This is a genomic window from Ferruginibacter sp., from assembly GCF_031391665.1.
Lineage (GTDB): Bacteria > Bacteroidota > Bacteroidia > Chitinophagales > Chitinophagaceae > Ferruginibacter.
Window position 1 is genome coordinate 1 of sequence record NZ_JANMUN010000219.1, and the last position, 25,072, is coordinate 25,072.

General features: G+C 36.8%; 19 protein-coding genes and 1 tRNA gene. 3 read left to right on the top strand and 17 right to left on the bottom strand.

Features of this window, described 5'->3' with window-relative positions:
- Positions 1-48: 48 nt before the first annotated feature.
- From ACY651_RS16530 to ACY651_RS16585, 12 genes are all read right to left on the bottom strand, one after another.
- Positions 49-1,035 (bottom strand): aldo/keto reductase, encoded by a 987-nt coding sequence (locus ACY651_RS16530; RefSeq protein ID WP_462254599.1) that lies wholly within the window; start codon positions 1,033-1,035, stop codon positions 49-51.
- A gap of 296 nt (positions 1,036-1,331) precedes the next feature.
- Positions 1,332-4,748 carry a malectin domain-containing carbohydrate-binding protein gene (locus ACY651_RS16535; protein WP_462254600.1) on the bottom strand — a complete coding sequence of 1,139 codons (3,417 nt, stop codon included), beginning with the start codon at positions 4,746-4,748 and terminating at the stop codon, positions 1,332-1,334.
- 142 nt (positions 4,749-4,890) lie between these two features.
- Positions 4,891-7,692, bottom strand: a complete 2,802-nt coding sequence (locus ACY651_RS16540; RefSeq protein WP_462254601.1) for a glycoside hydrolase family 95 protein — start codon at positions 7,690-7,692, stop codon at positions 4,891-4,893.
- Positions 7,693-7,831: 139 nt separating this feature from the next.
- The gene (locus tag ACY651_RS16545; protein WP_462254602.1) at positions 7,832-10,585 is read right to left on the bottom strand and encodes an alpha-d-galacturonidase; all 2,754 of its coding nucleotides are present in this window, start codon (positions 10,583-10,585) and stop codon (positions 7,832-7,834) included.
- 5 nt (positions 10,586-10,590) lie between these two features.
- Positions 10,591-11,976 (bottom strand): pectate lyase family protein, encoded by a 1,386-nt coding sequence (locus tag ACY651_RS16550; protein WP_462254603.1) that lies wholly within the window; start codon positions 11,974-11,976, stop codon positions 10,591-10,593.
- 85 nt (positions 11,977-12,061) lie between these two features.
- Positions 12,062-13,123 carry a Gfo/Idh/MocA family protein gene (locus tag ACY651_RS16555; protein ID WP_462254604.1) on the bottom strand — a complete coding sequence of 354 codons (1,062 nt, stop codon included), beginning with the start codon at positions 13,121-13,123 and terminating at the stop codon, positions 12,062-12,064.
- 15 nt (positions 13,124-13,138) lie between these two features.
- The gene (locus ACY651_RS16560) at positions 13,139-14,173 is read right to left on the bottom strand and encodes an L-rhamnose/proton symporter RhaT (RefSeq protein ID WP_462254605.1); all 1,035 of its coding nucleotides are present in this window, start codon (positions 14,171-14,173) and stop codon (positions 13,139-13,141) included.
- An 18-nt stretch (positions 14,174-14,191) separates the two neighbouring features.
- Positions 14,192-15,043, bottom strand: a complete 852-nt coding sequence (locus tag ACY651_RS16565) for an amidohydrolase family protein (protein WP_462254606.1) — start codon at positions 15,041-15,043, stop codon at positions 14,192-14,194.
- Positions 15,044-15,070: 27 nt separating this feature from the next.
- Positions 15,071-16,273, bottom strand: a complete 1,203-nt coding sequence (locus ACY651_RS16570) for a CaiB/BaiF CoA transferase family protein (protein WP_462254607.1) — start codon at positions 16,271-16,273, stop codon at positions 15,071-15,073.
- Positions 16,274-16,471: 198 nt separating this feature from the next.
- Positions 16,472-17,617 carry a CaiB/BaiF CoA transferase family protein gene (locus ACY651_RS16575; protein ID WP_462254608.1) on the bottom strand — a complete coding sequence of 382 codons (1,146 nt, stop codon included), beginning with the start codon at positions 17,615-17,617 and terminating at the stop codon, positions 16,472-16,474.
- Complete coding sequence (locus ACY651_RS16580; protein ID WP_462254609.1) at positions 17,614-18,780, bottom strand: ABC transporter substrate-binding protein; 1,167 nt, start codon at positions 18,778-18,780, stop codon at positions 17,614-17,616. Before ACY651_RS16580 ends, ACY651_RS16575 begins: the two co-directional genes overlap by 4 nt.
- Before the next feature lie 6 nt (positions 18,781-18,786).
- Positions 18,787-19,230, bottom strand: a complete 444-nt coding sequence (locus ACY651_RS16585) for a MaoC family dehydratase (RefSeq protein ID WP_462254610.1) — start codon at positions 19,228-19,230, stop codon at positions 18,787-18,789.
- A 14-nt stretch (positions 19,231-19,244) separates the two neighbouring features.
- Between ACY651_RS16585 and ACY651_RS16590 the strand changes: the two genes are divergently transcribed.
- The gene (locus ACY651_RS16590) at positions 19,245-19,376 is read left to right on the top strand and encodes a hypothetical protein (RefSeq protein WP_462254611.1); all 132 of its coding nucleotides are present in this window, start codon (positions 19,245-19,247) and stop codon (positions 19,374-19,376) included.
- 237 nt (positions 19,377-19,613) lie between these two features.
- Here the strand turns inward: ACY651_RS16590 and ACY651_RS16595 are convergent.
- The 3 genes from ACY651_RS16595 to ACY651_RS16605 form a co-directional block, all read right to left on the bottom strand.
- Positions 19,614-19,697: transfer RNA gene (locus ACY651_RS16595), tRNA-Leu, on the bottom strand.
- Positions 19,698-19,750: 53 nt separating this feature from the next.
- On the bottom strand, positions 19,751-20,683 hold the full coding sequence (locus ACY651_RS16600) for a DMT family transporter (protein ID WP_462254612.1): 933 nt from the start codon (positions 20,681-20,683) through the stop codon (positions 19,751-19,753).
- Between the two features lie 123 nt (positions 20,684-20,806).
- Complete coding sequence (locus tag ACY651_RS16605; protein WP_462254613.1) at positions 20,807-21,613, bottom strand: 2,3,4,5-tetrahydropyridine-2,6-dicarboxylate N-succinyltransferase; 807 nt, start codon at positions 21,611-21,613, stop codon at positions 20,807-20,809.
- A gap of 182 nt (positions 21,614-21,795) precedes the next feature.
- Here ACY651_RS16605 and waaF point away from each other — a divergent pair, with 182 nt between their 5' ends.
- Entirely contained in the window at positions 21,796-22,800 is a 1,005-nt protein-coding gene (gene waaF / locus ACY651_RS16610) for a lipopolysaccharide heptosyltransferase II (protein WP_462254614.1), read from the top strand.
- On the top strand, positions 22,800-23,369 hold the full coding sequence (locus tag ACY651_RS16615) for an L-threonylcarbamoyladenylate synthase (protein WP_462254615.1): 570 nt from the start codon (positions 22,800-22,802) through the stop codon (positions 23,367-23,369). Before waaF ends, ACY651_RS16615 begins: the two co-directional genes overlap by 1 nt.
- 27 nt (positions 23,370-23,396) lie before the next feature.
- Here ACY651_RS16615 and ACY651_RS16620 read toward each other — a convergent pair whose 3' ends face one another.
- The gene (locus ACY651_RS16620; protein ID WP_462254616.1) at positions 23,397-23,975 is read right to left on the bottom strand and encodes a porin family protein; all 579 of its coding nucleotides are present in this window, start codon (positions 23,973-23,975) and stop codon (positions 23,397-23,399) included.
- Positions 23,976-24,058: 83 nt separating this feature from the next.
- Positions 24,059-25,024, bottom strand: a complete 966-nt coding sequence (locus ACY651_RS16625) for a hypothetical protein (protein ID WP_462254617.1) — start codon at positions 25,022-25,024, stop codon at positions 24,059-24,061.
- Positions 25,025-25,072 lie beyond the last annotated feature (48 nt).

Sequence of the window (25,072 nt, forward strand, 5' to 3'; positions counted from 1 at the left end):
GCCTTCGACAAGCTCAGGCTGACAATATTTGATTAGCTACTTTGATTTTTACCATAACTGATGCACCGATGGTTTAATATATTTTTGATACACTTCCTGCACCGCCTGCAATTGTGCCACTGTAAAATCAGGCATATCGAAAGCACTTAAATTAGAATCTACCTGTTTATTACTTGAAGCACCGGGAATAATACAACTCACCGCATCAAATTGTAAAATCCATTTTAATGCAAGTGGCGCTAAATTAGTTTGGTCTGGAAAAATTTCTTTTAATGCTTCCACTGCTGCAAGGCCGGTGGCATAATCAATACCGCTAAAAGTTTCTCCTTTGTCAAAGGCTTCGCCATTACGGTTGAATTGCCGGTGATCGCCTTCGGTAAAATTTGTAGTCGCAGAAAATTTCCCAGTCAGCAATCCACTTGCTAATGGCACCCTTACAATAATACCTATATTTTTTTTCTTCGCTTCGCTGAAAAATAATTGCGAAGGCCGCTGCCGAAACATGTTGAAGATAATTTGTACCGTTGTTACATTATCATACTCTATCGCTTTTAATGCTTCTTCCACTTTTTCTACACTCACACCCAGGTGCTGAATTTTTCCTTCTTGTTTTAATGTATCGAACAAGGCAAAAATTTCGGGGCGGTAATATACATTTGCTGGCGGACAATGCAACTGAATTAAATCGATTGTTTCCAATCCCATATTGGTTAAACTGTTTTCTACAAATTTCCGCAGCACTTCAACAGTGTAGCTTGCATCAACATGCGGTTGTATTTGCCTGCCGCATTTTGTGGCGACATAAATTTTTTCTTTTCTATTTTTTATTAACCTGCCTACGGCCTTTTCACTTTCGCCGTCGCTGTACACATCTGCGGTATCAATAAAATTTACGCCGCTGTCAATTGCTTTATTTAAAATTGCATCGGCATTGGCATTATCAAAATTATCGCCCCATTTGCCGCCTACCTGCCAGGTGCCTAAACTAATTGCTGAAACTTTGATGTTTGTTTTTCCTAGTGTTCTAAATTCCATTTTATGAATTTTTGCCGTTTTTATTAAATGATTTTTTTTAAAATTAAGTTGTTACATAGATAGAAGCCTTGTATTTAAATTTCCTGCAGCTTTAGCTGGAGAAAAAGTTATGCAGTTTAAAAGCCTTAGCCCAATTTAATTAACTCAGCTCTCAAAGATTTGGCTAAAGCCGATTATGTTTTATTTTTTGTCCACTGGCTGAAGCCAGTGGCAATTGATTGCACATTTTATTTTTATTTTTTCTTTTTAGCTTTCAGGCAAATAATATTTTTATTATGCAGCTCCTTTTGAATTTACTATTGAACATCCAAACCTGAGACCCCAACTCCGATTGCATCAACTGCAATAATTCTTACAGCATAATTTCCTGCATTGATCATATTACCGGTATTGGTGGTAATATAATTCCATTTACCAGGTTTGGAATTTGTAAAGGTAATTTTTTCAGACTTCATTACAGTGCCATCTGCTGCAACTATTTCCAACTTGCCGGATAAACTTTTATTTGTTTCATTGGAGTAGCGAATGTTTAGTGAATAAATATCTGCTGCACCAATATTTATACTCCATTCAATTGCACTTTCATTTTTATTAAAAAGAAGGGTTTCTCTTTCATTTACTGCGGTTTTTGTTACTCCATCATCAATTAGTTTTGCTGTAGCAGGACGGTAAGCGATGGAAGGTTTTAGATCGTAGGCTGGCTGCATATTGTTGGCAGGCTGCATGCAAACAATAATATTTGAATTGATATTGACGGATATCGTATCATCTTTTGCCAATCTTTTTCGGTACACCATATATTTTGTACCGCCATTTTCGTCTGTGATTATTTGTGTATTCGTTTTCTCCATTGTTTGAAATAAATCAATGTCTTTATAGCCTTCTTTTACACAAAAAAATAAATCACTTAACTCGTTGGCTTGATAAGAAAAGATTTTAGTATGTTCTCTTGATTTTAATTGAAGCCAAGTGGCACCAAATAAATTTGATGGCAATGAGTTAATTTGAATGATTTCGTTTAGAAATTGTTTATCGCCAATATCCAGCCAATATTGAAACGTTTTTGAAGAACTTCTTTTAGTAGCTCCCCTTCTATTTTCAGGCTCTCCCTTTTTAGCAATTGCAATAGCAGAAATTACAGCCTGGCCTGCTTTACTTTCAGGAAACGATATGGTGATTTTTTCATTAACCGCTTTTGCAATAAAATTTTTCTTTAACACAGCATTTGTGCCAACTTCATTCCAGATGTCTATATCATTTAAAACAATTTTGTTGTTTATGGCTACATCAAACAAACGCATTGCTTTTGCATTGATGCCGCTTACACCTAACCAAGGTTCGATAAAATACAGTTCTACTAAATACTCCCCTTCTTCTACATCAAATTCAAATTTCATTTTATTTTTTCCATATCTAAAACTTTGAAACAGCTTCCAGTCTTTTGTATTTTTTATGGGGGCAAAAGTTCTGCGCTGGCTTGTAAAATTTTTAGGCATACTTTCAAAATCTTTCGACCATGATGAAAAATTATTTTCATCCGGCCACCATGTATTTTCGTTTTCATCTTTTATAGTACCGCCGCCGCAATTAATTCGATGTACATATTGATAGCCAGCTTTCGGTTTCGTAAATGATTTCACATTCGCATACAACTTATTATAATTTGGCGATTGCGGTAAATGAAACAATGTTATCGTATCTCTTGCTACCGATTTTCCGTTTACATAACCAACCGCATACAACACATTGTATTGAATATTTACTTTGTTCCACTGAAAATGTGTACCAATACCATTACGTTTTTGTTTACCAAGAGAAGCATTATCAATATCATTAAACAATTCCACTTCATCGCAATTACTGTACACATAAATACTGTCTTTTATTCCGGCTGTCATCCAGCGGTTGGGCCAGGTGTGCGAAACAATGTAAACCATTGGCTCTTTTTTATTAGATACATAATTACTGCGGAACATGTAAAATGCATCAGTTGGTTCTTCCCATGGTGTGAGCAATCCTTTATAATTTACCGGGCCAATTCTGTCCAGTTCTCTCAACCCTTCACCACCCTGTATACGACCAGGATTATCATGCGAAGTGAGCAGCCAAAAAAAATGCCCGGCAACACTGTCTTTTACTGATTCTGCTAAACGAATTTTTTGTTCCATCAACTGTGTCATTCTATCCTCACTTAAAATACCGTTTTGTTTAAAGCCGCCTTCGGTGTGTAAATCAATTGTGCGCCATGCCCCATATTCACCAACTAAAATTTGTTTTTTTAAATCTTCGGCATAAGTATTTGGATCGCCGCCGTAAGTGCCCGTCCAGTTTTGTGGTACATCCCAATCGGTGCCTTCGCCGCCATTGCAGGTGGTAACTAATCTTTGCGTTGATGCTGTAGGATCAAGTGAACGAATGAGTGCCGTACATTCCTCTGCAAAAGCTGCCGGTAACTTACTTTCATTTTGTAATCCCCATAAAATAACTGAAGGATCATTTCTTCTTTCTATCACCCATTCTCTTAATAATTTTTTAAAATTGTCTCTAAACTCTTTCGTATCGTACCACACATGTGCCGATAATTGTGTCCACCATAAAATACCTTTTTGATTACACAATTTGCCGTACAATAAATTATGTGGTTGATGTGCATCCCTCAACGCATTAAAGCCGGCGGCTTGTATCCATTTCATTCTTGCCACAATTTGTTCGTTGCTAAAGGCATGGCTTTGTCCTAATAAATGTTCGTACTCAGCAATGCCATTTATAAAAACAGGTTTGTTATTTAATAAAAATTGATGTGATGCAGTTTTAAAATTGATGGTACGGAAACCAAAATCGGTTTCGGTTTTATCAATGATCAAATTATTTTCTTTGATGGTTGAAATAATTTTATAGAGATAAGGATTTTCTATTGACCATAATTTAGGATTATCAACTTTAATTCCAATTGACAAAACAGCAATTGAATCTTTTGCTTTCAACAAATGTGGTGAAGAAAATTCGGCAATCGTTTTACCTGCAGTATCTTTTAAATGGGTGGTGATAATGATATTTTTGTTTTGCTGAGCATAATTTTTTACTGTGGTATTAACCCATAATGTAGCTGTATTATTTTTGATGTCTGCCCAGGCATGTACACCGAATGGCTCAATCCGCACATCGTTGGTAACAATTAAATGTACCGGCCTGAAAATTCCCATCGGTTGAGAGCCTTCAGAAAAACCTCTTTCATCGCTGCAACCGCCACAAACCCAGGGCAGGTCTTTAATATTGGCAGGATGACTTGCCAATACTAACAATTCATTTGCAGCGCCATCAGTTTTTAATTTGCCTGTAACATCAATGGTAAAAGTTGTTCTGCCACCGGCATGCTCGCCCACTACATTTCCATTAAGATAAATTGTAGCATAAGAACCTACACCTTCAAAATATAAAAAATTACGGCGGTTTTTATTGGGTTGTACTATTGATATAATTTTTCTGTACCAGATATCGCCGTGTTTATTGCCATGTAATAATCTGCGGTAACCATCGTAAGCATCTGCATTGTGCGGTATATTAACTTTTGTAAAATAATAATTGCTGGTATTGGGCGGTAAAGATTGTAAATTATTTATTGCGGTGCTGTAAGTCCAACCGTTGTTGAGTAAAATATCTTCTCTTATATTTTGTTGTGCAAAAGAAGTCTCCCACAAAGAGAAAAAGAGCACAAAGCAAAAAAAAGATTTTGTGCTTTTATGTTTAAAAAAAAAGTTCAACAATGGTATGTCGTACAAGAGTGCGACGCAACGATGCTGCCATGGAAAACAAAAGCTTGTCCCCCCGAAATAATCGGGGCAGGCACAAAAAATATTACAATTTATTAAGCGCCGCATTAAATTTATAAATTCCGTTTTTAGTTGTTGTAATACTTTTTATTTTACCCTTATACCGCAATAGCAATAGCAGGCCTGCTTTTGATATTACACTTATGTTTTCCAATTCGCCATTTGCCCATTTTATATCCACTACAAATCCGCCTCTTGCACAAATACCTTTTACTGTTCCATTGGGCAAAGCAGCGGGCAATGCCGGAAGTATATCAATAAATTTAGTATGGCTTTGCAATAACATTTCGCCAATGCCGGCAGCGCCGCCAAAGTTGCCATCAATCTGAAATGGCGGATGGGCATCAAACAAATTTGCATAACTGCCTGCGCCGCCTTTTACCGGGCTCAGCAGCATTTGTATCATTTTAAAAGTATGATCGCCATCTTTAAAACGTGCCCAGCAATTTATTTTCCAACCCAAACTCCAACCCGTAGCTGCATCGCCACGATACAACAATGATTGTTGTGCAGCATTCATTAATGCAGGTGTATCATCCCAATTAATTTCGCTGCCGGGGTACATGCCCCACAAATGCGAAATGTGGCGGTGTTTGTTGGCGGTATCATCTTTATCTTCCATCCATTCCTGCAGCTGATTATATTTTCCAATTTTATTGGGCGCTATTAATTTATATTTTTCTTTTAAAGTATTGCTGAATGTTGCATCGGTATTTAATAATTCGCCTGCGGCAATTACATTTTTAAACAATGCTCTTATTATTTGATGATCCATTGTTGGCCCGGCAACAAGTCCACCCTGCTCCGGCGAGTTGGATGGTGTGCTGATTAAAAAACCTGTTACCGGGTCTTTAATTAAAAACGTATTGAAAAATAAAGCCGCTTCTTTCATGATGAGATACGCTTTATTTTTTAAAAATATTTTATCCTGTGTAAATAAATAATGCTCCCACAAATGCTGGCACAACCATGCGCCACCTGTAACCCAAATACCATGGTTAGCCGCATTTATTGGCGCAGTGCCCCGCCATATATCAGTGTTGTGGTGCAGTACCCAACCCGGGGCATTGTAATGTTCTTTTGCAGTTTGCTTACCGGTTTGCGCCAACTCCTCAATCATACCAAACAGTGGTTGGTGCATTGCAGAAAGATTTAAATTTTCTGCCGGCCAGTAATTCATTTCTGCATTGATGTTGGTGGTGTATTTACTTCCCCATGGTGGCGTAAGTAAATCATTCCAGATGCCTTGTAAGTTGGCGGGCTTTGTGCCCGGACGTGAGGATGCAATTAATAAATAGCGACCGTATTGCTGATACAAAGCAACGAAGGAAGGATCGCTGGAGGTAGCAAATTTTGCAAGGCGTTCATCTGTTGCCCCCCTGCCTCCCAAAGGGGGGTTACTGGACTCCGATGATTTGGAGTCACTAAAATTTATGGAGTAGGTGTTGAAATATTTTTGGTACTCTTTTATATGCGCTGCTTTTATTTGCTGATAATTTTTTGTAGCAATAGATTGTAATGCATTGGTACATGGCGCAACAGGGTCAGCAGTAATATCTTTATAATTTTTATAGTTGGTACCTGCTGTTAAATACAAAGCAGCTTCATCTGCATAAGCAATTACAATTTTATTATCGCTGATATTTATTGTACCACCTGTTGTTTTTATTTGCAGATAACTTTCGCCACGCAATGCTCCGTTTTTTACTTTAACTGAAATTGCAATCGTGTTATTATTTATTTTTTTTACAATAAAATTTTTATGCGGACTGCTTAATGAAGCACTAAAACTAATGCTGTGCTTATGCGATGCCGTTACATTAATGGCCATTACCTGGTTGGGCTGGCTGATAAAATATTCTCTTTTAAATTTAATACCATTTAATGAGTAAGATGTTGTTGCGATGGCATTGCTGATATCTAATGCTCTTTTATAGTTTGCAGCATTGTCAACATTTTTAAATTGCAAAAATAAATCGCCGAAGGGTTGGTAGCTGGCCTGGTACACAGCTACTGCAGGCGGCTCATCATTTTGTATAAAATATTTCCATTGGCCATCCAAAGAAATTTTTTCTGCTTCGTTACCAACAGGATAAATTCCAATATGCCTTGCAGTGTCTTTATAACCTGCAATGCCACCTTTATCAGCATAATTTATTACCTGTACTGCAATAGTATTTTTTCCTTCGTGCAAAAGCGAAGCCGGAATAATGTATTTTCTTGCCTCGGTGTTTTGTTGTGTGCCAATTAATTTTCCGTTGATATAGGTAAGATCATAATCTCTTATCCTGTTTAAATCTAACACAAGCATGCCTGTGTTTTGCAAGAGCACGCCAGCAGGCATGTTCCTACGCAATTCAAAACTGGTACGCAACCATACTGCACCATCCAATCCTTCAAAGCCTGCAGCTTCCCAACCTTCGTATGATGGCACGGGCATTGTTTTCCATTGGCTGTCGTCAAAATTTTCTTTTGAAAAATCAGTATTTTGTAAGATATTTTTTAGCCACTCTTCTTTCTTGCCTTCATTACTTTTCAATCCCATAAATTGTTTTTCGGCCAATGCTTCTGCTTCTTTTTGTTTGCCTGCAAATAACAATTGTCTTATTGAATCTAAATATTTGTAAGCGCCTGCCCTGTTATAATTTCTTGGCTCACCTGTCCATAAAGTTTCTTCGTTAAATTGAATTCTGTCCTGCTCAATTCCGCCAAAAACCATGGCGCCAATTCTGCCATTGCCGAGAGGTAAGGCTTCTGTCCATTTTACGGCAGGCTGTTTGTACCAGAGTTTTAAATCCTGTGCAATAAGATTTTGTATACTTAACAAGAGTATTATTGTAAGGAGATATTTTATTTTATTTATGACCATCTTCGGAATTTATCGCAGAGGAAAAGAGATACATGAGGTTTCGCAGAGAAACTCTGCGTTAACTCCTGTTCTTTTTTTCTCGGCGTTGAAAAAAATATTATTCAAACAACCAATCCAAATTTTTATTTTTATTATCACTCATCAATCCTGCATCATACACCGGCACAACAGTGTCGCCATCTACAAAACCCAGGATCAGGCACACGCCTTTTTCCAGTTTTAATGTATTTAACCCGGCTTTAAAACTATAGGTATGAATATTTACTGGCGGCATACCTTCAATTGAAATAGCATTGGAAATTTTTATTTCACTCTGACCATAATGATCGGCACTTGCATTTGTTTCCAGTTCCGGCTCTTTTAAATAAAAAGTATATTTTGTAAACGCTGCTTTTTGAGGTTTAAAAAAACCTACCAATACTTTTACCGGTTTATCGGATGCGAATGTAAAAGAAGCCCCTGCTGTTAACTGTTGTTTATATCCAAAATTCACTCCCTGCAATCCCTGTAATTCTTTTGCATAAGATTTTATGATAAGGTTGCTGTCAGCGAATATTCTTCCGTCTTTCTCAATAGTAAAATAAGCCCCTGCTGAATCAATTGTATGGACATCGGCATTCTTAAATGGCTTCGCATCTGCAACAACTTTACCAGCATTATTTTTCAGCGAATCAATTTTATACCGGAATGTCCTCAATTCTTTTTCAAATACCGGCAGCATTTCTTTCCAGTGTTTGTAAGTACCATCAACTCCCCTCATTGGAATTTTGCGTTGGGAGGTTTGCATGCTGTTGGCGTAGAGGTAAGAAGCGCTGGTAATTTTTGTTAAATCCCTGAACATTGTAACACTCAAATCAAGTAACTGCTCTGCATCTTCCAGATCTTTTATGTCATTACTGTATTTATATTTTAATACTGATAATGCAGCCTCTGTTTTATACGCAAAATGAAATGCCAAAGCATAATAACTTTCCACATCACTCTGCAATCTTTCAAACTCTTCTTTATTCTTTTTTGCTACAATTGCTTTAATAGCTTCTAATGCTTTAAGAGCATGTAGTTTTACAGCTTCATTAACCTGCACAGGTGTTTCACCTACATGCTTCACTCCTTTCATTTCCTTATCAACATAGTCCAATAACATCTCTCCCTCCGGTGCTTCTGCATCATACAATAAGGTAAACAAGCCATAACGATAAGGATTTATTAACTGTGTCATTAACATTCCAAGCGTTAATGTCTGCCGGTTGCCATCAGTTATTCCAAAGCGGCGTAAAAGTTTTGGAGCAATTTCTCCGCTTTCTTCATACGCAGTTAATATTTTTTTGCCATCAGCAATGCTGCAACCAAATTTATCAGCCAGTTGATTACTCCAGTAATTTATTTCATCTACTCTATTTCTCTTTGCTTTCCATGCATAACGGCTCCAGGCTTTGTACCAAATCCAGTCTCTTTCTATTTGTAATAAACGTTTGCCTCCTGCAACACTATCGGCGCTGTAAGGCCAATCCCAGTAAGATGCCTGCGGATATAAATGTAAACCATTACCGCCCATTACCTCATGCATACCAATTACACACTGCTGAATAAAATCGGGTGAGCCATACCGGAAGGGTTCTAAATTAGCAAGAATGTGTACGTTTTCAATTTGCACACTGCCCAACTTACTTAAGGTTTGATGCAGCTTTGCCCATTCGCCTCTTGGCCTTGCATAAGTTAATGCTTCGCCATTAAATTTTGCCTCGGTATATAAATTTTTATACAAAGGCAATGCGGCTTTCATTACACTTGGTGCATCGCAATCGTGTGCTCTTAAAACAATTGGGGGTTCATCTGTTTTTCCTAATGCTTTTAATCCATCCTGCACTCCGGGAATTATTGTTTTAGTAAACCATTCTATATCATCGTTGCCTGTTCCTTCCATCGCTTCTCCCAGGCAAACCATTAAACCTACGTTGGGATATTTTTCAACAAATCCGGCGATGGATTTCCTGGTATAATCAGCGATCAATGGAATGATGGGCCTTTCTCTTTCCTGTGTTTTAATGTTATGGTGTTCGGCAAATGGTTTTGATACAATGATGTTGTAAAACATTTGTATCACCCATATTCCTCTTTTATCTGCTTCTGTTGTTAAGAAACGATAGATCTCTTCATTCTTTTTAAAAGTAGCATCATCTACTTCTACCGCATAAGGATAATCTTTTAGTTTCACCAATGAAGCAAAGGGATGCCCATTCCAGAGGTACAAAGAATTCATCCGGTTCTCTACCATCGAATCTAAATATTGTATCCATAATTTTTTATCGTAAAACCAAGGGAAGGTTTCTGGAGTGTAGGGATATTCGTACACTGTTCTGCCGGGCAGATAATAGGGTTTTTGTACACCGATGCAGGCGCCACGTAAAACCATTTCGGGGGCATCGGTAATATTTAAATTTGCTGGAAGTTTTTTTGTGTTTGCAATAATTTCTGCAAGCTCAAAACAACCATAAAGACTTCCTGACTCATCTGCACCATCAATTAAAGTAGCATTTTGTTTTGAAATAATTGTATACCCTTCTTTAGGCATCTTTGCAAATATCCTGGTATTTGCAATTTTTTTATTGTGCCGGAAAGTAATTAAAATTAAGGGAGACTTTGAAAAAAAATTAATGTCGTTTATAATCTTAGTTTGATAGCCAATATTCAATAAAGAAGATTTTAATTTTTCAATTCCAAATTGAACACGTGGGGAATTAGTTTTTTCATAAACAAGAAAAACAGTTTTACTTTTTGGTTGAGCAAACAACAGTGTACAACTGTTACTTACAAAAAGAAAAATAAATAGTATTTTTTTTATCAGATTCATTTTTCTTATTTAACCACTACCATTTCGTTCAAATATTTTTCCAACATTGTAAATCTATCAGCTCCAATTTTATTTCTATCATTGGCATCATTTACATTTAATCCATTTTTTATTTCCCATGCATCGGGCATTCCATCTTCATCAGTATCAGCTGGTGCTGCAATAGTTTTATAATCACTCCAGCCACCAACAGCTAGTGGTGTATCAATAATGCCTGCTTTTCCAAAAATACCTTTGCCTGTTGCGGTTCCGGTTTTAGTTTCATTAATTACTCTTTCATCTACTGCATCTCTTTTAGGCAAAAATGCGCCACAATATTTTAGCACTGCTTCATAAGCATCCATAGCATTTTGTTCGGGTAATGGCGCAGTAATTGTAAAAGCATTTTTTGCGTATGCTGTTGTAGGATAATTTTCTTCCATCAAATTCAGCCCTTTAAAATTCTTTTTTGTAAGCGCTTTATCGCCTTCCATAATGTTGCCACTTACAAACCATTCGCCAGTGCCTTTTGCATTGGCTGCTGCATAATTTGCATGTATAAATTTTAATTCGTTTGGGGTAGCAGGTCCGGGTTTGTAATAATTATTTACCAAATTTATTTGTGATACACCGCCTGCAATATTTACTTCGCCACCATAACAAGCATTGGCATTACCCCAATTGTAAATTACATTATTGCGGTAATCAATAATGGCCATAGTATCGTGTGCCCGGCTGCCGTTAAAGCGAACAGCACGGCTGTTTTGGTGTGCAATTAAATTATGGTGATAGCTGGCGTATTGTCCGCCCCACACACCGCCATAACTACGGTGGCCCTTTGCATGTCCAGCTTCATACAAACCTTCACTTACGATGCACCATTGCACCGTAGTATTTTTGGTATCGTACATGGCGGCACATTCTTCGTTGGCCCAGCTAAAACTGCAATGATCAATAATTACATCGTGGCAGTTCTCCATATCAAAACCATACAAACCTTTTTTATCAGTTCCCCCCGGTCTTGAGCGAATAAAACGAATAATGATATTACCATGATTACCTTTTGAAGCTGCACCATTTAAAATTAAAGATTGATTTTTTAAACAGATACCATCACCGGGAGCGGTTTGTCCGGCAATGGTTAAGTTGCTTCTTTTAATTTGAATTTTTGTTTGCAATTCAATAATACCCGATACTTTAAAAATTATGGTGAGTGGTTCGCCAGGAAATTTTTCTAAAGCATTTCTAAAACTGCCTTCCCCATCATCATTTAAATTGGTAACGGCCACTACTTTTCCACCACGGCCACCAGTGGCATATTTACCAAAACCTTCTGCACCGGGAAATGCAATTTGCTGTGCAAAAAGAATTTGTTGAAAAAATACTACTGCTATAAATAAAAATATTTTCATCTTACTTTTTACTCTTTTAATTTTAGAACCTTTCTTCTTTATCACTGCTACAATATAATTATGACGTAACAATCTAAGTTCCCCTTTAGGGGACAGGGGCCACACCTCCTTCCTCACTACTTTTATACGCTGCCTCCACACAAGCCATGGTATTAATACAATCTTCAACACTATTATCAGGTGTTGCAATTTTTCCTTCGGCTGCCAGCAGCATTTCATTCATACTGCCAATAAACGCATGGGGAAACCAACTGCCTTCAATTTTCATTTGCTGCCATTGTGCTTCGCTTCCTTCCTGCAATAAAATATATTCAAAACTATCTGCAGCACCCCGTGGGTAATTAATTAATGCACCAAAATTTATTATTATAGCGCCTTTGCTGCCTTCTATTTTTATGTACGATTGCTGTTTGGGTATTCCGTAATTATGGCAATGATTGGTAAGGATATTTGCTCTTACCATATCGCCATAATCCATAATAATATTGCTGCGTACAGAAGCCAGTTGCGGCATTGCCGGATGCCTGGTTGTTTTTGCATACACCGATTGCGGATTGCCCAATAAATTTCTAATCAAATCTATGTAGTGAATACTGTGGTATAAAATTTCTACCCGTGGCGATGCCATTAAAAAATCCCACAAATGCCAGGGCGTATACACATTTACATTCACTTCAATATCATTAAGCACTCCCAGTAAATTTTTATTAATTAATTCTTTTGCCGCTAAAATATATGGTGCGTAACGCAATTGAAAATTAATGCCTGCCAGCATTTTTTTTTCTCTTGTAATTTCCAAAATTTGTTTTGCTTCTTCATAATTTTCTCCCATGGGTTTTTGCAACAATACCTTTGCCCCAATGGGTAATTGATGTAACAATGCAATAGTTTGAGAGCCGGGAACCGCCACATCAAAAACTGCATTTGCCGGTGCATGTGCAATCATTTCTGCAACACTTGCAAATACTTTGGGTAAATTAAATTTTGCAGCAGTGGCAACAGCTTTTGCAGTATCAATATCATAAATGCCCTGCGCATTAAAGCCAGCAATTTTGTATGCAGGTAAATGAGCAGTGTTTACAATACCGCCGGCACCAATAATATATATCGGAATATTTTTTGATGAAGAAGAAATGTTTGGCTGCATAAAAAATTGCTGGCTTTAAACTCCGCCTAAGTAATTACCATAAGTTAACAATAATACCGCAGTAATTAAAACTATCAATGCTAATATTAACAAACGCATAGTAATTGCACTGCAGTTTTTCCATTCCTTCATTAATAAACCTAACACTGCACTAAACAATACCAGCATTATCATGTGTATTGCCCAACTGGTAAATTTATAGTTACCCATACGCACATGGCCTAATCCGTAAAAGAAAAATTGGCCGTACCACAACAACCCTGTTAGTATAGACAAAAAATAATTTTTTACCAAACTATTACTACCTGCTGTAAAAAATTGCCCGAATGTTTTTTCTTTATTATGTAAATACAAACAATATAATAATGTAGTAACAAAAGCGCCGGAGTTAGAAAAAATATAAATCACATTCCCTTGAAAATTTGTGGCGCCATATTTTGCAGCAACATCTGCAATAGGTTGCCCCTGGTCTAACGAAAACCCATACAAGGCTGATAAAATACCCGCCAGTAAACATAGGGGCAACCCTTTTGCCAATGAAAAAGTGGATGTATTCTTGGTATCTTTCTCAATATCTTTTTCTTTGTTACGTCCTGCAAGGCCGCATAAAGCAATACCAATTGCACCCATTACAATACCAGTAATCAAAAAAAATGCCCCATTACTTTTTAACACATCTCCTAAAGTACCATTTACCAGTGGCGGTAGTAAAGTACCCAGCACACAACTTATACCAACAGCAATAGCATACGTTAATGAAAAACCAACATACCGTATGGCAATACCAAATGCAGTACCGCCAATACCATAAGCCATCCCTAATAAAAAAGATTTTATCATTGCAGAAGTTGGTGCTTCCTGCAATACCATCATTAAATTTGGAATAGTTATAAATGCCATGATAACCGGCAAAGCCAGCCAGCAAATAAATGCCTGTGCCAGCCAGTACGTTTGCCAGCTCCAGCCAATAACTTTTTTTTGTGGTGTGTAACAGAGCGCTGCACTTGATGCACCAGTTGCATGAAACAAAACCCCGTTGATCAATTCCATTTTATGGCTGCGTTATTTTTATAGATTGTAAAATCGTTGTGCGTTGCTGTAAAAAATTTTACTGCTGTCGCTTTCATTCACTAAATCATTTATAACTGTAGTATAAATATTCCATGTATTGCTGTAACTGCCCGCCAATAAAGCAACCGGCCAATCGCCGCCGCAAAAACATCGGTTGATTCCAAAATTTTCTAACATAAAAGATATATACGGTTTTATATCTTCCGCTCCCCAGTTTTCCCCATCACCCGATGCAGTACCTAATCCCGAAATTTTTGCATAAAAATTTTTATGCTGAGAAGCTGTCTTCATCAACTCTCCCCATACACCAAATTTTTCTTTGCTTTTAATTGGCGGCTGGTTTAAATGATCGAACACCATTTTTAATCCAGGAATTTTTTGTGCCACTTCCAATGCTGTTTCAATATGCTGCGACAAAACCCCCACAACATCATAAGGAATATTTTTTTCGGCTAAAAGTTTTAAGCTGTCCAGTACAGCAGGCTGTAATAACCATTCTGCATCCTGCTCATCATGTATAAGATGGCGCACTCCTTTAAAATATTTTTCTTCCCCGTATTTTTTTTCCAGTATATTTTGTGTGGCAACCGTATCAGTTAATGGCAACCAGCCAACAACTCCTTTTATCCAATCATTGTTTTCCGCTACCTGCAGCATCCAGTTAGTATCTTCCAAATTATTTGCAGCCTGCACTAATATACCTTCTGTTATCCCAACTGTTTTTCTTTCTGTTGCTATCTCTTCAATATTATATGTACGGTTCAGTATGCTGGTATTGCCATCCAGCCATGAATAAGCTGCTTTATCAAAATTCCAAACATGTATATGAGTGTCGATTATTTTTTGCATGGCCGAAGATAAAATAAACTCCTTTAATTATTTTTCCTGGAATACTTTTTCCAGTTCAAATTGTTTTTCAATTGCATCGTTATGTTCACCCAATTGCGGTGCTCCTTTATCCGACACCAGCAACTTTCCATCTACCCTTATCGGACATCTTGTTGTTTTTACCGAAAGCCCATTACTTGTTTTTACAGTAATTTCCATGTTCAGTATTTTATAGCCTTCTTCCTTTACTAAGTTATCATAATCCAAAACAGGTGCACACCAAATATCTGCTTTTTCCAAAATGGATAACCAATAAGCCACACTGCTTTTTACAAGATGATCTGCCAGTATTTTTTTTATTTCATCTCTTTTACTAAACCAATCGTTGCTGTCACTAAATTTTTTAAGTGTGTCGCATTGCAAAAGTGTTGCCAGCATTATAATATCACTCATTGCCAATGCAATGTAACCATCAATTGTTTTATAAATACCATAAGGTGCCGCAATATAAGCATGGGCGCTGTTTACTGCTCCACGTACCGGTAATTGCCGGCCATCGTTATAGTAAGAAGTCAATACTTCAAATTGAAAATCTAAAATGCTTTCAAACATATTTACCTGCACCAACGCACCTTCGCCACTGATGGTTCTTTTATACAATGTTGCTAAAATTCCCTGGGCAATATGTGTACCTGCCATTATATCTACTACGGCTACCCCCATTGGCGTGGGACTTTCATTATTATTATTACTTAACCAGCTTAAGCCCGATGCAGCCTGTAATAACAGATCTTGTCCCGGCAAATCTTTCCATGGCCCTTCATTACCATAGCCACTTATTTCCGCATAAATTATTGCAGGATTTATTTTTTTTACTTTTTCATAATCCAACCCAATACGTTCCATTACACCCGGACGAAAATTATGCATCATCACATCGGCTTTACGCAACAATTGTTTTACTTTTTCTAAATCATCTGCATCTTTTAAATCAGCAGCATAACTTTGTTTGTTGCGGTTAATGGCATGAAAAATTGTTGACTCTCCTTCTATCATCACATCCGACACATATAATTCCCTGCAAATATCGCCTACACCTGGCCGCTCAACTTTTATCACCTGTGCACCCATATCTGCAAGGCGCAAAGCTGCAGAAGGGCCCGATAAAAACTGGCTGAAGTCAACCACAATGATATCTTGTAATAAATTCATGCCCCTATCCCCTAAAGGGGTATTTTTTGTGTTATACATTTTTTTGAACCCGTCATTTTATTTCTATTTAGCTTCATTGGCGTCGCACTCTTCAACAATATTTCATTATTCAGCCTTAATTATGTTTTACTAAAACCACGTGTCGCCCCTACTGGACTTAAAATACAATACCGTTATTTTATCTAGCAACTAGTTGTTCCCAAGGAACATAAACCCAAGTCTCTCTAAATACTAACACTATTCAGCAATTAAAAAATCTCTTTTTATTTTCTCATTGTCCTCACCTAATTGCGGTGCCGGTTTGTCTGCATACAATCTTTCTCCATTAATACGAACAGGACAACGTGTAGTAAAAATTTTTTCATCGCCTGCATATACCACCTGTTCCATTTCCAAAACTTCGTATGCTTCATGCTGCAGCATTTTATCCCAGTCTAATACTTCCATTGCCCAAAGATCCTGCTGTTGCAAAGCAGTTAACCAGTGTTTTGTTTCTTGTGTAATAATATGCTCAGCTAATACTTTTTTAATAATATCCCTTTGTTCAAATGCATCTTGCTGTAAAAAATTTTGCAACCCATTACATTTAATGGCGCTTGCAAGTACCTGTATATCCATCATCGCTAAAGCAATATAACCGTCGGCTGTTTTATAAATACCATAAGGCGCACTTAATAATGGGTGACCATTATTAATTTTACTCCGTTGCGGCTGCTGCTGATTGGTATAATATGTCGTAAGCAATTCAAATTGAAAATCGAGTAAAGATTCCAGCAAACTTATTTCTATTAATGCACCAGTATTATTCTTTTGTCTTCTTATTAATGCCCCTAAAATACCCTGTACTAATTGTGCCCCACACAGCATATCTGCAATGGAAATACCAAATGGCACTGGCCCGTTTGTACCATTACCCGAAGTATATGCAAGTCCTGTTATGGATTGCAGCAATAAATCCTGACCGGGTTTATTTTTCCAGGGCCCTGTTTTTCCATAGCCAGAAATAGCAGCATAAATAATTTTATCATTTATTTTCTTTACTGCTTCATAATCCAAACCAGTTTTTTCCATAACACCGGGGCGGAAATTATGAATGATAACATCTGCTTTGGCAATAAGTTTTTTTACAATAGTTATATCAGTTTCATTTTTTAAATCTGCAGTAAAACTTTCTTTATTACGGTTAATGGTATGAAACAACAATGAGTTATCATCTACCCATAAATTTTTAATAGCCAGTTTTCGGCCGGCATCACCTTTATGCGGCCTTTCAATTTTAATAACCCTTGCACCTAAATCAGCCAAACGCAATCCTGCCGAAGGGCCGGAAAGGTACTGACTGAATTCCAGCACTGTTATTCCTTGTAATGGCAAATCCATCATACAGCAACAATTGTTTTTTTGTGAATAAGGCTTCGCTGATAAATTGTATTTATTTCCTGTAATGCAGTAGCAGCGTTTAAATTTTGCATGATACATTTTTGCAAAGGCAAGCCTGCATTATCCTGAAAATGCAGGTAACCATTATACCTCGGCCGTACATACCCATTATCCATCACAGGTAAAATATTTTTAAAAAAATTATTAGTAAGATAGTTGGCGTCTGCATTAAGCCATGCTTTGCGGTGCCCCGGTTGCCCGCCATGCTGCATATAAAATGTTTGCTGCATTTCGCCTGACACAATCCATTTAGCAAAATCAACCGCTATAGTTTTATGTTTACTAAATGCAGATATTGATAATCCCGTTCCTCCAATAGTTGTTTGTAATTTTTTTTCGTTAAAAGAAACCATATCATAATACTGCAATACATTTTTTGTATACCCTTTTCTTGAATAATTAGAATAACAATAAGCAAACGGACAATACCAGTAATCATCTCCGGTACTCATTAATTCTGCAACAGCAATGGGGTTGCAGGTAAACATTTTTTTATCTAACAAAGAGTACAGTTCCTTCATCGTCTCAATCGCCTGTACTCCTGTTTGCTCATCAATTACTTCCTCTTCATTTTGAAAAGGCTTTTTACCATGTGCAATACAAAAAGTATAAAAGTTCATTAACAGATCAATGGGTATTGCAGGCACTGCTATTTTTCCTTTTTTTGCTAGATCAATTACATCCTGCCAGGTTTGCGGCAGAGCTATATTATTTTTATCTAACAAATCTTTTCTGCAGCTTGCAGCAGGTGTGGCTGCATCAATAGCCAATGCCCATTGTTTATTGTTATAATTATAACTTTCGTGAGAATGGCCCACAGAATTTTCTAATTGATCCTGTAGATATGCTGCTGATAAATATTCATCCAGCTGCAACACACAATTAGTGGCAGCTGCACAACCCACCCACGGATGATCGATAATTAATAAATCGTATTGTTCAGTTAATTTCTCAATTGGAAAATCTGCAAACTCCTGCAAAGTTCTTTTTGTCCATTGTATTTCTGCATCCGGGTGCAATTCGTTATAGCGCTGCGAAGCCGCAAGCAATGGTGTAATTCCCCTGCTGTGTCCCCATGTTATCCCTTTTAAATTAATTGCAGCCATTATTGTTTACACTTCTTTTTTATTCACTAACAAAATGTGTTCGCAAACCATTACCAATTCGTTGTGCTGATTAAAAGTTTCCACCATTTCTGTTACTAAACCACAGCCAGGTTTTTTATGGTCTTTTTTACCTTTAATTGTAACCGTAACTTTTAAAGTATCCCCAATAAAAACGGGTTTAATATAACGCAATCTGTCGTAGCCGTAAGTCATTGCAGCTTCGTTTACAAAATCCGCAGTTAATCCAATTGCTATTGTAAAAATTAATGTGCCGTGGGCTATACGTTTTTTAAAAGGTTGTGTTTTACACCATTCTTCGTCCATGTGATGAGGAAAATAATCGCCTGATTCTTTTGCATGAAAATCTATATCTGCAGCAGCAATAGTTCGCTCTTTTGTGCAACGGGTGTAACCCAATTCAAACTCTTCAAAATTTTTCTTTATAAACATGTAAAACTTGAGCCATGCAGTTTGGTAATTATGCAGCACCGGGTATTAACAGGCAAATGAACAGTGCGGAAAATAAAGCAGATGAGTTATTTAATGTATTACCTGAAATTCATACAGCAAATTCATCCGTCAGTACAACCGTTTAACAATCGTATGCCTGCAAAGTTGGGTTCTTAAAAACACCTGCAAAACAGAACATCAAATTATAACGATGTAGCAAATTATTCAATGTAAGGTTTTACTGTAATGATGGCAGATTTTACTATATGCAGACCATTCATCTTAATAAAATATTTTTTGCAGCTAAATTGTGTAACCAGCTTTTGGTAGATGCTTAAAAATAAAAATGGACAAACCGAAAAAAAATGGTTTGTCCATTGCAGTGCCCAGAACAAGATTCGAACTTGCACATCCTTTCGAACGCTGCCACCTGAAGGCAGTGCGTCTACCAATTTCGCCATCTGGGCATATTGTTTATTTGTTAACCAGTACCGGGCTGCAAATTTAAGGTTTAAATCAATTACTCTTTTTGTTTTGCCGAAGTTTTCCAACCAATCATAACCACACCGGCAATTACCAGCACCATTCCAACAATTTGTGCCATAAAAATTTCTTCTCCTAAAATAAAATGCGCCTGAATAATGGTTGATACCGGGCCAATGCTGGAAACAATCGCCACATTATTTGCACCCATTTTTTTTAACCCTGACGAAATTAAAAATGTAGGTATAACCGTGGCAACTACGGCTAATAAAATTCCATAGAACCAAAATGTATTGCCCCCATTTTGTATAGCAGTAAAATTGCCAGTAATAAAATAATGTAACAACACGCCAATGCAGGCAACCATCATAGCATAAGCAGTAAATTTTGTAGCGCCAATTTGCGGAATTAGCTGCCCGCTGCCTGCCACAAAAAAACCGTATGTGATGGCGCATAAAAAAATTAGCCCGCTACCCAAATAAAAATTGGGATTGCCGCTATCAATTTTTAATTCGCCGAAAAAAGCAATGGCAATACCGGCATAGGTTAACAGCAACGCCAGCTTTTGTACGTTATTAATTTTTTGCTTAAAAAATAAAGTGGTAATTAAAACGGTAATAGTAGGATATAAAAATAAAATTAACCGCTCCAACCCGGCGGAAATATATTGCAGCCCCACAAAATCTAAAAAGCTGCTGATATAATAACCCATCAACCCAAGCACAATTAAAAACCACCACTGCTTTTGTGTTAGTTTTTTATTGGCATGCTGATTGGTTTTATAAAAAGCAACTATCAAATAAAAAGGTAAAGCACAAATCATCCGCAAAGCCAGCAGGCTTAATGCATCTACTTTAATATCGGTAAATGCTTTTTTTACAATTACTGCTTTGGTAGAAAATAGTATTGCCCCAATAAAAGTTACCACAAATCCTGCAACAGAAATTTTTATTTTAGCATCTTTAAGCATAAAAAAAATTAAACCCCGGCAAAAATTTCGGGGTTTAAATTAATAATTTTTTAAAACTTGTAAATAATACATTTGCTATTATAAAATGCTTGTTGACAATTTCCCCCCTTCAGGGGATGGGGGCTATGCACTTACATTAAAATCCCTCAATGCATCATTCAAACTTGTTTTTAAATCGGTACTTGCTTTACGCTGCCCAATAATTAATGCACAGCCTACACCAAACTCACCTGCCGGAAATTTTTTATTATAGCTACCCGGTATCACCACACTTCTTGCAGGCACACGACCTTTCATTTCAATTGGTGCACCACCACTAACATCAATAATTTTTGTTGATTGTGTTAATACCACATTAGCACCCAGCACTGCTTCTTTTTCCACTATCACACCTTCTACAACAATACAGCGGCTGCCAATAAAACAACCATCCTCAATTATTACAGGGCTGGCTTGTAAAGGTTCAAGCACACCGCCAATACCCACACCACCACTCAGGTGTACGCCTTTACCAATTTGTGCACAACTGCCCACGGTTGCCCATGTATCCACCATCGTACCTTCATCTACATACGCACCAATGTTTACATAGCTGGGCATAAGCACCACATTTTTGGCAAGGTAAGCGCCGTATCTTGCAACAGCATGCGGCACAGCCCTTACACCCAATGAAGCGTAATCGCTTTTCAATTTCATTTTATCATAAAATTCAAATGGCGGTAATGTAAAAGTTTCCATTTGCTGAATACCGAAATACATCAATATGGCCTGCTTCACCCATTCATTAACAATCCATCCACTTTCTGCAGGAGAGGCAGTTCTTAATCTTCCCTTGTCCACTTCTTCAATAACTGCCCTAACTGCATCCGAATATTTTTTATCTTTCAACAATTCCCTGTTGGTCCAGGCTTCTAAAATTAAATCCTTCATTTTTTTAAAATTTATGCAAACATAATAAATAAAATAGTTGATTTTTGTAACCGGTCATTATTACTGCTATTTAGCTGAGGTGGCAGAGTTTATCCTGAGGAACGAAGGACACTCTTGTACTGAATATCATTATTCAACATTCAATTTGCTGCTCCCTGCTAAATAGTTTACAACTTTTACTTTTGAACCAACCGCAACACATATTAATTCGCCTTCCCAACTGGCTGGGAGATATGGTAATGAGCACTGCTTTTGTAAAAGCCGTTGCTCAACAATATCCCAATGCAACCATTGATGTAATTGCAAAAAAAGGAATTGATTTTTTATTGGAGTATTTTCCAAAACATCACCAGCGGTTTATTTTTAATAAAGAAGAATATGCAGGTTTAACCGGGGCGTATAAATTTGGCAAACAAATCAGGCAGCAAAAAAAATATGATATTTTCTTTTGCCTGCCCGATTCCATTTCGTCGGCAGTAATGGCAAAAGCAGTAAATGCAAAGAAAAGAGTGGGCTATAAAAAGGAATTACGTTCGGTACTTTTAACAAATGCATACGCAAAGAAAAAAGGTTTACACCGGGTAGAAGAATATGCAGATTTACTGAATCAATTTATAAATGTTGAAATAAAAACACCTGCTGTTGAATTAAAAAATTCACCCACAGAAAGAAAAAATGCAGTAATAGTAAACATCAATTCCGAAGCAAGCAGCAGAAGATTGCCTGCAAAAAAAGCGGTAAGTATTATTAACACACTGCGAAAAAATATTACCGAAGAAATTATTTTAGTGGGCAGTAATAAAGAAATTGCTTTTGTTGATGAAGTATTCAATGTACTTGAAAATAAAAATAACATTACCAACCAGGCAGGCAAAACTAATTTAAATCAATTATTAACTTTGCTCGGCTCCTGCAACGTAATGCTTACCACCGATAGCGGCCCGGCGCATGTTGCCAATGCATTAGGTACGCATACTATTGTTTTGTTTGGTGCCGGCAACGAAAATAATACAGCGCCTTACAACAAAATTAACCGCAGTATTATCAGGCTTGGCCAATTAGCCTGTGAACCTTGTGTAAATAATATTTGTAAAGTTTACGGCACACCCGAATGCTTAGTACGCCTTGATGAAAATGTAATTACCCAAACGGTAATAAATGTATTAAAAAATAAAACTAATGATTAATGCAGTTTATAAATGAAATAAAAGAATGTGTAACTGTTTTACAAAATGGCGGACTCATCCTCTATCCTACCGATACCATTTGGGGTATTGGCTGCGATGCCACCAATCAAAAGGCTGTTGAAAAAATTTACACATTAAAACAAAGGGCAAACGATAAAAGTATGGTTGTACTGGTAGCGGATGAAAAAACAATTGCAGCCTACACCAACCAGCCCGATGTAAAAATATTTGATTATATAAAAGGCATTCATAAACCCACTACTGTTATTTATGAAAATGCTGTTGGCCTGGCACCCGGCGTAATTGCAAACGACGGCACTGCAGCTATAAGAATTGTAAAAGATGATTTTTGCAATCAGCTCATCAGCCATTTTAAAAAACCCATTGTTTCCACTTCTGCAAATATCAGCGGCTATCCGCCACCATTATTTTTTATTGATATTGATGTGGCAATAAAAAACGGTGTTGACTATATTGTTCAACACCGTCAGGATGATCTAACGCCTTCAAGCCCATCATCTATAATAAAATGGAACGCAGATGGCTCTCTCACCATCATACGTTCCTGAGTAATTTTTAGCTATTTTACCGAAGCCTTATAAAGCAAGTCCTATACCTAACTGAATACTTTGGTTTTTCCACTTTTCTTTATTGTCAATATCATTAATATCATTTAAGCCAACCACATAACGGCCATAAACTCTTAATTTAGAAAACTTTAATTGTACACCACCCAGCATACTAAAATCGTTGCCCTTAAAAGCATTTTTCCCGTTCTGTACAAGGGTCTCATCTTTATTCATTAATATACCAAACTGTGGCCCGGCCTGTAATGTAATTAGTTTACCGGCATTATAATTTAATAACAGGGGAATGGTTAAATATTTAAGTTCAATCTTTCCTGTTTTATTAAACTGGTACACATCACTGAATTTGTCAGAAGTGTCTACATTAACCTGGCTGAATAAAACCTCGGGTTGTACGGCAAATTTTCCGCCTAACCCAATGGTAGCAAATCCACCCACATGATAGCCATAAGTAAATTTTTCTTTAAAACTTTGTCCGGATAATTTGTTAAGTGTAGCCCCCCCTTTAATACCAATATTAAAGCCCTGGGCAAAAGCGCCAATGCTTAAAATGGTAATTGCTGCTGTTAATAAGAGTTTTGTTTTCATAAATAAATTTATTTAGTTAAACTATTTATTCAACTTATATGCCAAGGGCAAATTAGTTTGGCTAATATTTTGTTAAGAGAATATTAAAAGGATACCCCTGCAGTAACGGAAAAAATAGCCGCAAATCTTGTAGCAGTGGTTTCGGGCAAATAATAATCTAAATAAACATTGGGTTGTAAAAAGAATTTACCAATGCCATAAGTAAAATCAAAAGAAGCAGCAACAGACTGCAGTTGAAATTTATTAGTTGCTTCTACTCTTTTTCTGCTACTGAGAATTTGACGATTAAATACTTTATTGAGATGCGTTTGTGTAAGTTTATCACTTCCAAAATTTATAATCAGGGACGGCACAAAATCCAGTTTATCATCTTTTGAAAACAATTTATAAAAACTAAAATCATGTTCAACACTTCCCGAAACAGAAAAATAACTTGCTTTATTACTGGTAGAATCTCTTACTAATGTATCACCTAATAGCGGCCTTTTTCGTAAAACTAAAACCACTTCGTTATAATTCCCATTTGCAAAACCCGAAGTCAACCCTGGTTGAAGTATTCCCTTAGCCCTTTTTATATATCCGTAAACATCATTTTGATACAATGATTTAGTATTGTATTTATTTTTATCACTTAAGTACCTGGTGTAAGAAAAACCGGCCAGCACTTTTTTTCCGTAATAATCGTATGCAGCACTAATACCTGTTTGATACAATTCTAATTTATTTGTACTGTCTGAAGTTAAAAATCCTGTCGCTCCAAAACTGAAACCATTTTTTGTGTGATAAATAATTGAAGGTGTAAAAATAATTTGATTATCTATCCCAGTTGCATTAGCCGCATTATTGTTAGAACTGAATGCACCATTACCCAAACCAACACTTATATCAACAGAATTTTTTGATTGCTCTTTTATCATTTTTAAAAATTCATCGTTCTCCATCATAGAATCAAGCATAGCTTTATCTTTTGCAGAAAGCGAATCTGTTTGGGCAACAGCAATCGAAAAACCAGCAGCAATTATAAAAATAAGCAGGTAAATTTTTAGCATATAATTCAATAGTTTTTTAAGACTTTATTTTTCAAAATTAGTTTAACT

What these genes read in the sequence shown, in the direction of transcription:
- ACY651_RS16565 (WP_462254606.1), bottom strand. Translation starts at nt 15,043, where the DNA reads ATGCAAAAAATAATCGACACTCATATACATGTTTGGAATTTTGATAAA.
- ACY651_RS16555 (WP_462254604.1), bottom strand. Translation starts at nt 13,123, where the DNA reads ATGCAGCCAAACATTTCTTCTTCATCAAAAAATATTCCGATATATATT.
- ACY651_RS16590 (WP_462254611.1), top strand. Translation starts at nt 19,245, where the DNA reads ATGCAGTTTGGTAATTATGCAGCACCGGGTATTAACAGGCAAATGAAC.
- ACY651_RS16545 (WP_462254602.1), bottom strand. Translation starts at nt 10,585, where the DNA reads ATGAATCTGATAAAAAAAATACTATTTATTTTTCTTTTTGTAAGTAAC.
- ACY651_RS16560 (WP_462254605.1), bottom strand. Translation starts at nt 14,173, where the DNA reads ATGGAATTGATCAACGGGGTTTTGTTTCATGCAACTGGTGCATCAAGT.
- ACY651_RS16550 (WP_462254603.1), bottom strand. Translation starts at nt 11,976, where the DNA reads ATGAAAATATTTTTATTTATAGCAGTAGTATTTTTTCAACAAATTCTT.
- ACY651_RS16620 (WP_462254616.1), bottom strand. Translation starts at nt 23,975, where the DNA reads ATGAAAACAAAACTCTTATTAACAGCAGCAATTACCATTTTAAGCATT.
- ACY651_RS16580 (WP_462254609.1), bottom strand. Translation starts at nt 18,780, where the DNA reads ATGGCTGCAATTAATTTAAAAGGGATAACATGGGGACACAGCAGGGGA.
- ACY651_RS16575 (WP_462254608.1), bottom strand. Translation starts at nt 17,617, where the DNA reads ATGATGGATTTGCCATTACAAGGAATAACAGTGCTGGAATTCAGTCAG.
- ACY651_RS16615 (WP_462254615.1), top strand. Translation starts at nt 22,800, where the DNA reads ATGCAGTTTATAAATGAAATAAAAGAATGTGTAACTGTTTTACAAAAT.
- ACY651_RS16585 (WP_462254610.1), bottom strand. Translation starts at nt 19,230, where the DNA reads ATGTTTATAAAGAAAAATTTTGAAGAGTTTGAATTGGGTTACACCCGT.
- ACY651_RS16530 (WP_462254599.1), bottom strand. Translation starts at nt 1,035, where the DNA reads ATGGAATTTAGAACACTAGGAAAAACAAACATCAAAGTTTCAGCAATT.
- ACY651_RS16600 (WP_462254612.1), bottom strand. Translation starts at nt 20,683, where the DNA reads ATGCTTAAAGATGCTAAAATAAAAATTTCTGTTGCAGGATTTGTGGTA.
- ACY651_RS16605 (WP_462254613.1), bottom strand. Translation starts at nt 21,613, where the DNA reads ATGAAGGATTTAATTTTAGAAGCCTGGACCAACAGGGAATTGTTGAAA.
- ACY651_RS16570 (WP_462254607.1), bottom strand. Translation starts at nt 16,273, where the DNA reads ATGTATAACACAAAAAATACCCCTTTAGGGGATAGGGGCATGAATTTA.
- ACY651_RS16625 (WP_462254617.1), bottom strand. Translation starts at nt 25,024, where the DNA reads ATGCTAAAAATTTACCTGCTTATTTTTATAATTGCTGCTGGTTTTTCG.